The organism is Peribacillus deserti, from assembly GCF_016909175.1.
In the GTDB taxonomy this organism is placed as follows: Bacteria; Bacillota; Bacilli; order Bacillales; family DSM-1321; genus Paraperibacillus; species Paraperibacillus deserti.
Window position 1 is genome coordinate 145,326 of the sequence record NZ_JAFBFI010000005.1, and the last position, 14,446, is coordinate 159,771.

Below are 14,446 nucleotides of genomic sequence, written 5' to 3' on the forward strand. Positions count from 1 at the left end.
TGCTTCATAACCTTCGCAATCTATTTTTATAGGACAAAAAAACCCTCAACACCTATAGTGTCAAGGGTTCCTCTAATTAATACATGCTCATATACTGTTCGCGTTCCCAAGGATGAACTTGAGTTCTAAACATATCCCATTCAATCTCTTTTGCTTCAACAAAGTGCTCAAGCAAGTGCTCACCTAGAGCAGCTTTGATTACTTCGTCAGATTTTAGGGCTTCTAACGCCGCATAAAGAGTAGCAGGAAGATCGACAATACCTTCTTCTAAGCGTTCTTCTTTATCCATAACATAGATATTGCGGTTAACTGGAGCTGGAGGTGTTAATTTATTTTTAATTCCGTCCAATCCAGCACTTAGAAGAACAGCCATCGCAAGGTATGGATTTGCTGCAGGGTCTACACTGCGCACTTCTACACGTGTGCTTAGTCCGCGGGAAGCTGGAATACGGACAAGCGGGCTGCGGTTTCTTGCAGACCAAGCTACATAGCAAGGAGCTTCGTAACCAGGCACTAACCGTTTATAAGAGTTAACAGTCGGGTTAGTAACGGCTGTAAAGTTCGGTGCATGCTTAATGATACCTGCGATGAATTGGCGTGCTGTTTCACTTAATTCAAGCTCAGCGCCAGTATCATAGAATACATTTTCTTTTCCGTTAAAAAGAGATACGTTACAGTGCATGCCTGAACCATTCACTCCAAACAATGGCTTTGGCATGAATGTAGCATGCAGGCCATGCTTACGGGCGATTGTTTTAACTACTAGTTTAAAAGTTTGAATGTTATCACACGCGGAGATAGCATCTGCATATTTAAAGTCAATTTCGTGCTGTCCGGGTGCTACTTCGTGATGGGATGCTTCGATTTCAAAGCCCATTTCTTCAAGCTCAAGTACAATATCACGACGGCAGTTTTCACCAAGATCTGTTGGGGCAAGGTCAAAATATCCGCCTTTATCATTTAACTCAAGAGTCGGCTCGCCTTTCTCATCTAATTTAAATAAGAAGAATTCCGGCTCAGGCCCCACGTTGAAATTAGTAAAGTCAAGCTCTTTCATTTCACCTAGGATTCTTTTTAAGTTAGCACGCGGATCTCCTTCGAATGGAGAACCGTCTGGATTATATATGTCACAGATTAAACGAGCAACCTTTCCTTTTTCAGATGTCCAAGGGAAGACTACCCAAGTGTCCAGGTCCGGAAATAAATACATATCAGATTCTTCAATGCGCACAAATCCTTCAATAGAAGAACCATCGAACATCATTTTGTTGTCAAGCGCTTTTCCTAACTGGCTTACCGGGATTTCCACGTTTTTAATCGTGCCCAGAATATCAGTAAATTGAAGTCGAATGTATTTTACATTTTCCTCTTTAGCTAAACGCTCTACATCTTCGCGAGTGTACTTTGCCATGCTTTTTATTTCCTCCCTAAATTCTGTTTTTTATATAAGCATTTTATAATTAATGGAAAAATCGGGACATGTCTCCTTGTCGAAGAGAAGACTTATTCTTACCTGCCTGTAATAATTCAGACCTGAGGAGATTTCTAAGCTCCTTCTCCGAGAGATCACGTCTTGGTTTTTCCTCTTGCTTAACCTCTTTAGTTGTTAATAAGTTCTGTTCTTGTTTAACTTCCATCAGCTTCTTAATGCCGGCAAGGTTTACTCCCTGCTCCAGCAGCTCTTTTATTTCGAGCAGCCGGTCTATGTCATTTAATGAAAATAACCGGCGGTTACCCTCTGTCCTTTGGGGTATAATAAGTTCATGCTCCTCATAATATCGGATTTGGCGCGCTGACAACTCCGTCAATTGCATTACAGATCCGATTGAAAATATAGGCAAAGAACGTCTAAGCTGGCTGCCGCTCACCTGTTTATCCTCCTTTAGGATGATTCTGGTTTTATTATATTCATTGTCAACAAACATGTCAAACAAATGTTATATTTTCTAACATGAAAATTTTTATTAAATAAAACACCTTTTCTATTAAGAAATAGACACCTTTCTTAAGATCCTTTTTATTCCATCTAACTGCATCCAGTTTGCAAAATAACAATCCATGTTTTCTTAATCCAGCAAAATCCATCGGAAATTCAGCTCCTTAAATAACCTAATAGCTAGTACCACCCTTAATTTTCAACGCCTATGTCCGATCTCACTTAAATACCATAGTAATTTATAATCTTATATAAAAAACAGAGTAAAGCAGCGGCTTTACTCTGTTACATTCTTACCTATATTTGCGGTGCACTCTTAAGCGAGCCATTCCATCTTAGGGTTGGTAATATTCAGGTTGGGTGCAGTTAACAAGTCTTTATGTATTAAGATTAGGTAAGGCATCCCCCCACCACGTAATGCTTCTGCAACCCGCCCAAAAAGAGCCGAAAGCAAAGACTGACACAGACTAGAATGGCTGATATATCCTAACACTTACAAACCATGAGAAGATTCCCATCAGGATCCTTAAAATTAAAATAGTGATTATGTTCAATTCCAGTTATCAATTCAACCTTCTTATTCTTCATAAATTCATATGCTTCTTCAATATTATCAGCATTGAAATGAAATAAAGGGGTTTTTATTATATTTTCTGCTGAATAAATTTTACTATCTAACACAATTCCCGTGCCATTCATCGGCAGCACATAAATATGCCCTAATTGAATATTTCCATCTGCTTGTAAGCCTAAAATCTCACAGTACCAATCCCGTGCCATTTCTATATTGCTTACCGGAATGAAAACCGTTCCAATTTGGTTCAATATAGGACTATTCAAAAAAACACCTCCAACCTTCCTGGCATAGTTATCAATTATATTCGATAGTAGAAAGAACTTTCCTTCTCCCTTAGAGCAATAAAAAAAAGCCACCTTGTAAAAAAGGCAGCCTAAACTCGGAAATGTACATTCATATTTACGGGCAAGTCCCGCTTGTTTTATTATTAAATAATTTTTCTTCCCAGCTGCCCCATGGCAAAAAGGATTCCATGCTGTAAGGTCTGGAAGCAGTCAAATTTAGAAAAATTAATGGTGGACTGAGAAATCATAATACTAAGTTCAGGAGAAATACCAACCAAAATAGTTTCTGTTCCGATAAGTGATGCGGCAGAACCAATCTTCTCGAGAAGACTTGCGGTGTGATTACTAATATCTTTATCCAGACCAGATAAATCCAGGAGAAGATAGTTAGCTTTATAAGAAGGTAAATTGTTTAACGTTCTGACTACCAGTTCTTCCGAGCGTTCCTCATCATATTTTCCTAGTAGCGGAACAACCACTATACCTTCCAGAACCGGTATGATAGGTGAAGAAAGTTCCTTTATAAGATCCTGCAGTTCTTTAGTTTTTTCTTTAACAACCATTTCTAATTGCTGAATTTGTTCGGATTCCTTTTTTCTAGATAATTCATGGATGTTGTTTGCAACAGTGATATCTGAAGGGAAATATTCAATTACAGTGTGTTCATGCCCTTCTAGTTGATAATGAATGACTTTGTACCAAATATTTACTCCAAAAAGACCAGTAAATATACCTGCGTAGTGAGCTGGAAGATAGTTGCCTCCGGTTGACTTTCCCTGTGCCACATTTATTTTATGTTCCCAGCTGTCTTTAATATAAGCTGTTAGGGTTTTGGTTTCAAAATTTAAGTTTTTTATTACTGTCCGGCCCCAGCCTGCTGAAGCATACGTATTCGTGATCATCTCTGCTGCTTCCGCGACATTTACTTCCTTCAGTTGTTCAAAATATTCCCCTACCACCAAACCCTGGCGGAATCCGGTCGTCTCAAAAACCAGATTCGAGGCTTCATCACCCGAAATTTCTTCAATTGTATCAAAGAAAGACTTCATGGCAGATGATATCCAGAATAGAACGGCATCTTGTTCTTCAAAAATAAATTTCCCTTTTTGTAAATCCCAACTAAAATTCAATCCACCAACGTTTATATTTGAATGTTCAGCCAACAGTATAATCTCCTTTTTCAGTCCAAAATAAAATGCATTCACTTAACTAGTGAATCTATAACTTACATTCACTTACTGATTATAATAGGTGTTTTATGCAGCGTAGTTCTATAGTGGTGTAAAGGTCATATCCTTTATTCTAATTATTAGCCAGCTGGTTGTCCAATTATGTGTATGAACGATTTATTAAAACAGAGTAATTCTACAGTTTAAGACAGCATTTAGGCATAACTTACCCTGGATCATAGTTATAAAACTAAAATATGGCCTCTCCCATTCCCAATGGTTAAACAAGTTAATGCATATTTCATAGTGATCTTCGATTAGCATAACCGCCTAGTTTAGAGCGGGGCTGATTTTTGGTTATCCTTATCTTTAGAAAAAAATGCCCAGTTAAATAGAGCCTTAACCTCATGTATATGGGATCACTCTAAAAAATTATTAAACATCTCACCGAAAGTTTGTTAAAAGAAGCAGCTGATCATGGTGAGTTAGCTGCTTCTCTAGAGATGTTCCAAATCTTTTATATGAGTTTTTTACTGCTTCATAAATGGTTAAGGTCATTCATCTCGAAAAAGGTATCTCTTTCTACCTTGCATATTCTTAGGGCAAAATTTTTATACCATTCCTTTTTCCCTCTACTCTGTGCAGTTTGATGTGCTGAATTATCTTTCCAATTCTTTATCGATTCTATTGATTCCCAGTAGGAAACCGTAATTCCAAGTCCCTCATCACGGGCACTTTCCATCCCTAAGAAGCCTTTCTGTTGGGACGCTAACTCTGCCATTTTTTCAGCCATTTTCCCGTAACCTCGATCAGCATCCGTCCGCTGTGAAGCAAATATCACGGCATAATAGGGTGGTTTTGGTGTTTTAGCGATTCCACTCAATTTGATTTCCCCCATTCTTTATTTATTGATAATCAATACGTCTTTTGGCTATTTCACAAGAAGCATTCTCATAGAAGCAAATATGAAAGCTGTTGATAAATGTAATCTACTAATATACTCAAAAATAAATGGAGGACTGGCATTAAATTCAAAAGCGCAATAATGGAGAATTCGTGCAAATTAAAGGCGTTACGGCTCTATTAGCAGAATTAAAACGCATTTAAATTAGTCCCATTTCCTTTTCGCACCATGATTACCGAGTTTAGCGCAATTAATTTCTTATCTGATGCAATTATTATATGCCAGTATTATGCGAAACTTCCGCAGAAGCTTGTATCTGGGCTGTATCCACAGGGTATTACAAAGGAAGCCTTGGTGACCTATTGAACTCGTACCAGTAAAAGTATTTCATTTACTTTACAGTTACTGATATACACAAGTTTCTGTCACTCTTTTTCTGTCTGCGGAAAGGTCTTCATTCTTAAGAATTCCTTTCAGGGTGTATCCTAATTTTTCTGGTATACAGCGGCTTCTTACATTCTTCGACTCGCACCTGATTTCTACTCTTTAAAAATTCATTTGTTTAATAGGTTCGTTAATTCCCTTATAGCTTCGTAATAAATCCATTGCCGCTAAATTTTGTATGAAACCAGTAGCCTATTTCACATTTAGGAATTTCCCAGTCAATATTGTGAAAACCTGTTGAGCCTTTAAATTCTTGTGTTTCTTTATTAAAAAGAAAGCGGAGGCTTTCTTGTTTTAGAAAGCTTATATGCGCCTCTCTTAAATTAACCTCTGTATCTTCCCCAGCAGGAATGCTTTGTGCAATAGGAAGCCACCTTAGTTCATTGATGGATTTCTTAAAAGCTTCATTTACCACGCTCCCATATCCAGATAATTTTGGACTTCTAAGCAGCAGCCTTTCTGTTTCCAGAGTAAACGAACTTCTATTAATATAGGATTCATCGTATTCACTTCCGTTATCTAATATATTTTTGTCCTGAATATAAATAAAAAAGCTCTCGTCCCCAAGATTAATTCATCTTTAGGACGAGAGCTATATATCTTCTCGGTACATAAGCCTCTACGGGTACAAGCATACACACCATTATTTTTCCTTTTTTCTCAGTGCTTCTCGATCAACGTTTTGAGGAGGCTGCTCCAGCCACCGATTGTCAATCATTAATTTGACCCCATCCATGGCATATTGAGCAATTTCTGCCATTAACCTTGTGTAAGCGGCCCCTAAATCAAGTCTCATGCTTCCGCCAATAGAAGCTCCATAGGCCGTAATGCTTGTATTATTTAGAAGACTTGTTTGATACATCATCAATTTATCAGAAAATGGAGGCTCAGTTGAACTTGATATCGTGGAATCCCAAGTACTTGGTAATGGTATACCATCTTCTATTAAAATTTCTCTAAAAATCGTTTCATGCTTTTGAGCGATGTGAGACCCTCTCTGCAGATATTTTTGCACTTCTGGTAATTGTGCAATTTGGCTGAATCCTATAACTAATGATCTGCCAATTGAATTCGTTTCTGTATTTTTAGAGATGTGAGCAAGTTCGACCACCGTTAAAGGCCGGTGACGACCTAATAATCCTGATAAAAAAGACTCGTTTTGAAGATACTCAGCCTTTTCCATAGGGGGTATGGTGGGTGAGCGAATAAATGTACCTTTCTTCAAGAGTAAATCAGTAGCATTATTGTAGAGATTCGTAAACTTCACTAGTATTTGAGTGAATAATTCTCGCACATCTTTTCTCGCCAATAATTCCAGCATATTTGCAGCAGCAGCTGTACCAGCAGCGGCCGTATATTTAATGTATCTTAATGCAAATAGGTCAGAAAATACCCGAGGCGCGTTAAGGTTTACATCGCCTTCCGTAAAACCAAAAGGCAAAGCATACTTTTCTCTTTCGAAAATATCCTTTACTCCATTAACAACGAAATGACAATTTTCTAGAGCCTGTTGAATTACATCCTCCATGTCCACATCTTCGTTTACGCTGTTAAAATGCTGTAATATGCAATAAGCCATTGTGTTCTGCATATATGCATTCCACAATACAGCTACTTCTGAAGAAACAATGTCCGGTCTGTGTTCCATTCAAATTACGCTCCCCGTTTTTTTCTTAGTAGTTTCCATATTCGCCCTATCTATACTCCACTAAGGGTAAGCTAATACTTTATCTTCAGCACCGGAAAGAATAGCTTTTCTTACCAGTTAACTTAAGCTTTTCTGATTTACGGATCCATTTTTAATATTCGGCAGTGATAAGCAGAAGCCTGAGTCAATGATTAATGCGTACTGCAATCTCCACCATCCATAATGGGAAAATCCCATTTTTCTATTTGATTAAAGTACCCTAACTAAAGAAATTAATACAAAGTTTTCCTGGAATGCGACTATAAGCTCTCTCGTTACATTGCTGCAAAAGCCTATCACAGAAAGCTGCCAGCCAACCTTTGCCGCGTTATCAGAAAAGCGGTCCGTTTGTCTAAATCAATTAGTTCTTTTTAAATAGGGGGAAACTTGATAAGAAGGGTTTATAGTGGAGAGAATAAATTATGCCAATAATCTAGAGGTTCTTCACCAAATTACACTGCTTCCTCTATAGCTAGCTGTCTGCTCTTTAGTTAATCAAGATATGTTCGAATAATAATAAACATCTGTGAAAAAAGGGATAAAGAGTTTTGTGTAGAAAGTATATTTATCAAAATAGATAAGGATGGCGGACTAATGCTTTCACAGGCTCTAATCATAAAAGGAAACAAAATATTAATGGTAACAGAGGGGCGACATCGTTTGGAATTTTCAGGGTGGCGGAATAGAAATAGGAGAAACTCCGGAACAGGCTTGTATCAGAGAAGTAAAAGAAGAAACAGGTTATGATGTGGATATAAGCAGGCTGCTGCATAATGACTCTGCTAAATTTTCTTTCATTGCAGAGGTTACAGGTGGAGAGCTGCACCTTGATAAAAATAACGAAGACAATCAGGATATTATTGAAGCTGCCTGTATCCCTATAATAAAAATAAATATAGTATGTTTGACACCTATACAGCTCCATATTTGAACAAACTTCAATTAGTAAAAGAATAATCACAAACTACTTAAACAACAGTAAAGAATCTTAAGATGTTAAAAACAGCTCCCTAAATAAGGCAGCCGATTCTTTACATCATCCATTCTGTTAAAATGACTACACACATCGCTTATTAATCCTTGCTTTTACAGTAAGCAGTGAATGCACCAATAATGCCTATAAATATAGAAATGGGTATGGCAAGTACCGACCCTCCAATAACAGCCCAGCCTACACTATCTGCCTCAGATGGGTCTTCTAGTGGTACAAACTCTGCCCAGATTCAAAGGAACAAATTGTAGTTAAAAAGAAAGAACCTGCAATTTTACCCATAGCTCCTCCTAATTCTATAAGTTAGCTGACTATTTTTTAAAATTCGCTCTGCACCATGTAAAACAGAAACTATTAAACTAACTCCGTTACTAGATTGCATCTCTATTTTGATGATAATCTTTTAAAGCCTAGATATCTCGTTCCTTGAAACTGAAGTTCTCCCTGATCTCCTTCCACCAGCATGCCAAAATCTGAATCTTTTACCTGTAATTCTATGCGGTCTCCACTTTCCACTTCAAATGTAATAAAATAGTAATTGTAAGCACTGGTATTTCCGCCTCCATGTACTTCCGTTCTTTTTGCCACTGCCTCAGCCTTTACCATTAATTTGGGTGTGCTATTATTTTTATTCCACCGAGCAATCCCCTTAAGAACGGCCACCAAGATAGTTACTATGACAATAATAAATCCAATGCCTATAATAATGGGCACAACCTGAAACATGAAATCTCCTGTCTGGCTTTTAATCATCGAACAGCTCCCTCTCTTTTCCTTATTTTAACACTTTCACCATCTGCCACTTTGCAATATTCAGGATACTTCTCAAAATAGGAAAACAAAAAAGGACTGCAGAAGAAGCCTGGCAATTCGTACAAATTACTTTACTAATTTATTGTGTATAGTAAGAGTATATTAGCATTTTAAAATAATTTTAGAAATGGCGCTGCCTACCAGGACCTAAAGCAATTGCAGCTCCCATACAACTAGACAAGCGGCCGATTAGAAATACATATCATATTGGTGAGTTTCCCCGTCTCTAACAAATTTTTTTAAGGCCTTTTCTTTTCAAAATGTACAGTCAATCAATCAGAAAAAGGACGAGCCATTTTCACTGTCAGATTAAACTTAATTAAAAAAATTCAGTTAGTTGGCTGCACTGTTCGTAACTAAATACTATTGTCCTTCCAACGTCTCAATGTATTGAAAAGCAATTGGCTGCGGCCCTTTAGCGAGCCTCTGGTGAATCAAATCTGCACAAATCCGCCTTACAAAGAGCGTCGACCCTGCCATTTACCGTTTAAACAACTAACACTTCGATTATTAAAAACCCCGCTTTTTCTTATCTATTATTTTAAGCAAAAAATAAGGCTGCCGATAGCAGCAGCCATAAGTTACCTGAACGAACGCAACCATATGTTTAATAAGAATGAGTTGAAATGCCCTTTCCTCCCCTTGGTTTCAAAGTACTGATTCTCTCCATCTCTGTAATGATCGGCCTCGCACGCTTGATTAATGTTTGAGTAGCTTCAAGTGATAATGATGCTTGATGAGCATTTTCATTGCTCCATACTTCATAAACAAATACAGAAGCTGGCTCATCGTCCGAAATATTTACAGCATATATCTCGCATTCATCTAAATTCTCCATTGATTCTGCTGCCTCTAACAGAATATCTACTAATGTGTCCCGTTCACCTTCTTTTACTGTGAACTTGCCATACAAACCATATTTGGTCATATTTGTTCTCCTCTCTTTCTGTTCAGCTCCTAAATACATATTCTGTATTAAAACTGACTTTCCTGTTATTTCTATTAGTAAAAAAATAAATTCTTTCTTTTGATAACCTCTCCCTAGTTGAAAAAGAAAAAAGCCGCCATATTTGCAGCTCCCCGATAAAACTATAGTTTATTTAGATTTCTTGTTAGTTAGAATGATCTGTTCTTTCTTCCCGTTCCATTCAATTTCGATTTCTGGATTATACGAATCGGGGTCAGGTAAATCAGATACCGATTCTGTCCTGGTTGTTTTTTTATTTTCAAGAGATGCATGGCCTGCACCCGTTCCAAAACCCCTTCCTTCCAGCATCCAGTTTATAAATTCCGGTTCTTTTTCCAATATAATCGATTGTTGTCGTATGGCTATGACCGCTTAAGTTGAATGTAACTTTCCAGTTTTCGCTGTTCCCCTGATAGTTATATATTTTACTTTTATCTATAAATCCTATGAATAGAGTCACAACAAGACCGATCACAACCAGGCTGAACATCATGATCAAGATTTTTTCATAATCTATTTCCCTCCTTTTGTTAGTTGTATATGGATATTCTGATTTTCCTCTTCATTATATCTAAATTCCACTTTTGCCCATTTAACTCCTGTAAATCAAAAAAATCTTCTCGGCAGCTAAAAATAAAAAAGAATCGCTTATACGATTCTTCAGGCTGTCGACAAAGTCGACAGCTATTTTTTAATAATATTTAACCCTCAATATATAGTGCTTAACTTTAAGAAAAGCCACCATATATGCAAGAAATAAATTGACAAACCTCATTTTTCGCGACAAAGTTTGTTTGAAATTGATTTTGTCTACACTCTGAAGAATCGCTTATACGATTCTTAGGTAAAGGAGGCTGTCTCTCATGAACTGACAAACCCTCAGTTGAAATTCCTTATGAAGTACTAACCTATGGCTATTTTTAGTAACCTATTATTCCTTTTTTTAACACCCAAACAATAACCAATACTCCAAATATAATAACAAATAGAAAAGGGAGCTGAAATACATCGATTATATTTGCTGCTGAGCACAAACGAACCTGCCCAGTTAAACAAAAAAAGACTGCCTAAGCAGCCTCCTTACTCCTTTGAAATAAAATTATTAATTAATTCTTCCCGTGTGTAGACATTCATTAAATTATTAGCGGCTTGTTTGATTTTATCCTATTTACTATTCTGATCTTTTTTCAGTTCAGATTGATTCGGATTCAGGGAATGTAATAAATCACGCATGTTGCCTTCTCTCGGCTGTGGTGGTGGATATATACGCTCCAGTGCATCAGCAATCCGTGTTAATTGCACGATCAGGTCTTGCGACTGTTGGTCGTTCATTTTCATCACCTCCTAAAGCTATTATAGCCTTGTATCCTATTTGAATTTGTATTTATATAAAATTATTTTATTTAAGAGCACGCATGAAGATATTTACCTTATATGTAAAACGATCGGAAAGAAATAAATGAAAGGTTGTTTATTGGCGGATTAAATTCCTTCCCCCATTTTGTATTTTTAGTAGTCCTTTCCCTCTTTTTGATAAGTAAATGCTGCAAACAAAGTGATTTGTTCGTTGTCGCCCAATTTTTAATAAAGTAGTTCCCCGTCTTCCAGACAAAGGACTTTCTAGAGAGATCCTTTATTTTATACCGACAACAATACATTATTTATTCAAAGCCAATACTTAGCAAACCTTCCCAGATAATATAAACGTCCACACTAAAAAACAGACACATATAAAAACAAAAAGGCTCCCAATTTTGGTATGTCTTTTTGTTGTCCGGCATTAAAAATTACAAGCTTTACTCTTCTGTTCTTTTAAAAATCAACGCGGTATTATGCCCGCCGAATCCTAGTGCATTACTTAAGGCTGCGTTTACTCTTGCTTTTTTAGCTGCATTAGGGACATAATTCAAATCACATTCTGGGTCAGGAGTTGTTAAATTGATAGTCGGGGGAATCACTCCTGTTTTTAACGTCATTAATGTGAAAATGGCCTCCACTGCACCGGCTGCTCCCATCATGTGGCCAGTCATTGACTTAGTAGAGCTTATCGGAATGCTGAAAGCTCGTTCCTGTAAGAATGTTTTAATGGCCTGTGTTTCAAATTTGTCGTTATATTTGGTGCTTGTTCCGTGAGCATTTATATAGTCAATATCCTCCTTTAAAAGCCCAGACTGACTAAGAGCGCCTTCCATTGCTCTTATCGCCCCTTCACCTCCAGGTGCAGGACTCGTTATATGGTAAGCATCCGAAACCGAAGAATACCCAACTATTTCACCATATATATCCGCGTCACGACGAACGGCAGATTCTAAGGCTTCTAGTACGAGTGCACCTGCCCCCTCACCCATAACTAATCCATCCCTGTGTTTGTCAAAGGGACGGCATGCTGTTTTAGGATCTGGATTAGTGGAGATAGCACCCATGGCACAAAAAGCTCCGATACCAAGTGGTGTTAAAGAAGCTTCTGATCCGCCGGCGAGCATTGCATCCGCTTCTCCTCTTTGGATAATTCTAAATGCATCTCCAATTGCATTCGAACCAGATGCACAAGATATAACGGAAACCGTATTTACACCTTTGGCTCCTAATGCAATTGAAACCTGACTAGCTGCCATATTTGAAATCACCATAGTCGTCGAAAAAGGATATAAATTTGTATACCCCCCTTCTAGCAGATTTTTGTGCATCTCTTCAAAGCTTTCGATTCCTCCAATGGCTGTACCAAAAGATACACCAATTCGTTCTCTAGTAATGGTTTCACCTGGTACAATACCAGAATCCTTTATAGCCATAAGGGAAGAGGCTACTGCGTATTGAGCAAAACGGTCCATTCGGTGCCGCTTGTTTATTTGCATATAGTCAGATAAATCAAAGTTATGTACTTGTGCGGCAGTTTTTGCTGAAAATTTCGTACAGTCGAATCTAGTTAATTTACCTATTCCAGAATGACCTTTAACGACAGAATCCCATGTTTCTTCTACGCTATTGCCTAATGGAGTGACCGCTCCCATTCCTGTAATGACTACTCTTCTCATAATATTGCTCCTAACATATGGACATTATATGTTAGCTAAAATTCGACACCGTTCTCTTAATTTCCTTTATTTGTAAATTTAAAACAAAAAAATGCCTTAGCAGTAGATAATAAAATAAGTAATGTTTTTTGTAGTGGCGTTATGGCATGTTCATTTCCCATTAGTTGGAACAAAAAACGACTTGCCACTTTTTATCCTTCTAAGCTAACTGTAAAGTTTAGGTTTGATTTTTGGTTTTGATCAATGATTTCTACGGTTATTTCGTTTACAATAGTCGAAAACTCAAAGTGAAATTTCTCGGCTCCTATTAATGCATTATGAAAGTCTTGCTTATTTTTCAATCTCCCGACCGTCATGTGTGGAATATAAGTAACCTCTCTAAAAAGGATACTCTTTAGGATTCCTCTATATAATTGATCATGCATTTCGATGATTTCGTCATTTCCCTTTTTTACATTTAAAAATAAATAGCCGTTTTCGGAGCCTGTCACATCACGCATAACAAGCTCAAAAGGTTTAAGATCATGTATGGATTCTCTTATATGCTCTCTTAAATAATCACTACTTAAAGGGCTGCTAGAGGGAAATATATTATAATATGTGGTTCAATAAAACGATTGAGTGGGTCATACTTTTCTAAACTCATAAATCTTTTGTATATTAATGAATTGAGAAAAAATGCAAAATTGATCTATTTAAAATAAGGTTCACCTTCTATTGAATATGTTTACCGCTCGTGGTTTAGTTCGAAGTGTTCTTCATGGAGTTTAACTATTTTTAGATCGATATTGAATTGTCTTATTTTCTCAGCTAATGATTCTACACCGAATATCTCCGTAAAAGTGTGGCTTCCGACAACTAAGTTAATCCCTGCAAATTGAGCATACTGTATGGTGTATAAGGTAGCCTCACCGGTTACATATGTGTCACAACCGCCTTCAACTGCTAGTTTAATAAGTCTGATGAATGCCCGGCTCCTGTTAGTACTCCAATTCTTTTAAATTCCTTTTCATTGTGTCTCCATGCTCTTGCAGATTCCTCCAGTATATTTCTCATTCTCTGAACGAAGGTTTCAAAACTAATTGGGTGATTAAACTCACCAATTCCTGGTATTTCACCGTTCTGATATACAGAGTATTGCCTGATACTATCGATACCGATCAACTTCATGAGTGAGCTGCTGGTTCCGAATTCAATGAAATCTAAAGGACCATGTATAAAAAAATGACTAATATTTCTTTTAATTTTTTTATACATTGCTCTCTCAACCCATAAATAAAATCCCAGGCATCATGATGTGTAATCATCAAATCCACTTTATTTTCCGCAGCCTTTTCGATCGTGTCGATAGAGAGATTCGTACAGTAACCAATTTTTGATATGCAGATATTCGATTCATTTGTAAATCCATAATCATCTTGAAATTCTTCCAATAATTCTCTATTAAAGAGCTTCGTTATTATTACTTTAAATTCATTCAGGTTCATAGAATACCTCCATAGTTTTAATAAATTTTATCACACTATTACCATTATTTCTCAATAAAAAAAGAACCGTTTTAAACGATTCTTCTTTATCTTTCTAGTGATTGAGATTTTAGTGGCTGGCTTACATATGAATGACCTAAAGATTTCCTTGG

14 protein-coding genes and 1 pseudogene are annotated in these 14,446 nt (G+C 37.1%); 1 reads left to right on the plus strand and 14 read right to left on the minus strand.

Going from position 1 to position 14,446, the window contains the following annotated elements; translation table 11 throughout:
- Positions 1 to 76: 76 nt before the first annotated feature.
- From glnA to JOC77_RS07555, 7 genes are all read right to left on the minus strand, one after another.
- The gene (gene glnA / locus JOC77_RS07525) at positions 77 to 1,411 is read right to left on the minus strand and encodes a type I glutamate--ammonia ligase (RefSeq protein ID WP_204541039.1); all 1,335 of its coding nucleotides are present in this window, start codon (positions 1,409 to 1,411) and stop codon (positions 77 to 79) included.
- 49 nt (positions 1,412 to 1,460) lie between these two features.
- Complete coding sequence (locus tag JOC77_RS07530) at positions 1,461 to 1,868, minus strand: MerR family transcriptional regulator (RefSeq protein ID WP_338047197.1); 408 nt, start codon at positions 1,866 to 1,868, stop codon at positions 1,461 to 1,463.
- Between the two features lie 554 nt (positions 1,869 to 2,422).
- Entirely contained in the window at positions 2,423 to 2,776 is a 354-nt protein-coding gene (locus JOC77_RS07535; protein ID WP_204541042.1) for a VOC family protein, read from the minus strand.
- Between the two features lie 164 nt (positions 2,777 to 2,940).
- Entirely contained in the window at positions 2,941 to 3,960 is a 1,020-nt protein-coding gene (locus JOC77_RS07540) for an STAS domain-containing protein (RefSeq protein WP_204541045.1), read from the minus strand.
- Between the two features lie 544 nt (positions 3,961 to 4,504).
- Positions 4,505 to 4,849, minus strand: a complete 345-nt coding sequence (locus tag JOC77_RS07545; RefSeq protein WP_204541048.1) for an antibiotic biosynthesis monooxygenase family protein — start codon at positions 4,847 to 4,849, stop codon at positions 4,505 to 4,507.
- A gap of 604 nt (positions 4,850 to 5,453) precedes the next feature.
- Positions 5,454 to 5,729 carry a GNAT family N-acetyltransferase gene (locus JOC77_RS21830; RefSeq protein ID WP_377336931.1) on the minus strand — a complete coding sequence of 92 codons (276 nt, stop codon included), beginning with the start codon at positions 5,727 to 5,729 and terminating at the stop codon, positions 5,454 to 5,456.
- 228 nt (positions 5,730 to 5,957) lie between these two features.
- Positions 5,958 to 6,962, minus strand: a complete 1,005-nt coding sequence (locus JOC77_RS07555; protein ID WP_204541051.1) for a DUF3231 family protein — start codon at positions 6,960 to 6,962, stop codon at positions 5,958 to 5,960.
- 754 nt (positions 6,963 to 7,716) lie between these two features.
- Between JOC77_RS07555 and JOC77_RS21225 the strand changes: the two genes are divergently transcribed.
- Positions 7,717 to 7,932, plus strand: a complete 216-nt coding sequence (locus JOC77_RS21225) for an NUDIX hydrolase (RefSeq protein WP_338047201.1) — start codon at positions 7,717 to 7,719, stop codon at positions 7,930 to 7,932.
- Positions 7,933 to 8,376: 444 nt separating this feature from the next.
- Here JOC77_RS21225 and JOC77_RS07565 read toward each other — a convergent pair whose 3' ends face one another.
- From JOC77_RS07565 to JOC77_RS07595, 7 genes and pseudogenes are all read right to left on the minus strand, one after another.
- The gene (locus JOC77_RS07565; RefSeq protein WP_204541054.1) at positions 8,377 to 8,745 is read right to left on the minus strand and encodes a DUF2500 domain-containing protein; all 369 of its coding nucleotides are present in this window, start codon (positions 8,743 to 8,745) and stop codon (positions 8,377 to 8,379) included.
- Positions 8,746 to 9,412: 667 nt separating this feature from the next.
- On the minus strand, positions 9,413 to 9,733 hold the full coding sequence (locus JOC77_RS07570; RefSeq protein WP_204541057.1) for a putative quinol monooxygenase: 321 nt from the start codon (positions 9,731 to 9,733) through the stop codon (positions 9,413 to 9,415).
- Between the two features lie 168 nt (positions 9,734 to 9,901).
- Positions 9,902 to 10,111: a hypothetical protein gene (locus JOC77_RS07575; RefSeq protein ID WP_204541060.1), complete on the minus strand. Its 210-nt coding sequence runs from the start codon at positions 10,109 to 10,111 to the stop codon at positions 9,902 to 9,904.
- 825 nt (positions 10,112 to 10,936) lie between these two features.
- On the minus strand, positions 10,937 to 11,104 hold the full coding sequence (locus JOC77_RS07580) for a hypothetical protein (protein ID WP_204541063.1): 168 nt from the start codon (positions 11,102 to 11,104) through the stop codon (positions 10,937 to 10,939).
- A 464-nt stretch (positions 11,105 to 11,568) separates the two neighbouring features.
- A complete protein-coding gene (gene fabF, locus JOC77_RS07585) occupies positions 11,569 to 12,807 on the minus strand; it encodes a beta-ketoacyl-ACP synthase II (RefSeq protein ID WP_204541066.1) in 1,239 nt (412 codons plus the stop codon).
- 191 nt (positions 12,808 to 12,998) lie between these two features.
- Positions 12,999 to 13,397, minus strand: coding sequence for a 2'-5' RNA ligase family protein (locus JOC77_RS07590; RefSeq protein WP_204541276.1), 399 nt, complete (start codon positions 13,395 to 13,397; stop codon positions 12,999 to 13,001).
- A gap of 137 nt (positions 13,398 to 13,534) precedes the next feature.
- A pseudogene (locus tag JOC77_RS07595) lies at positions 13,535 to 14,294 on the minus strand (Nif3-like dinuclear metal center hexameric protein).
- Positions 14,295 to 14,446 lie beyond the last annotated feature (152 nt).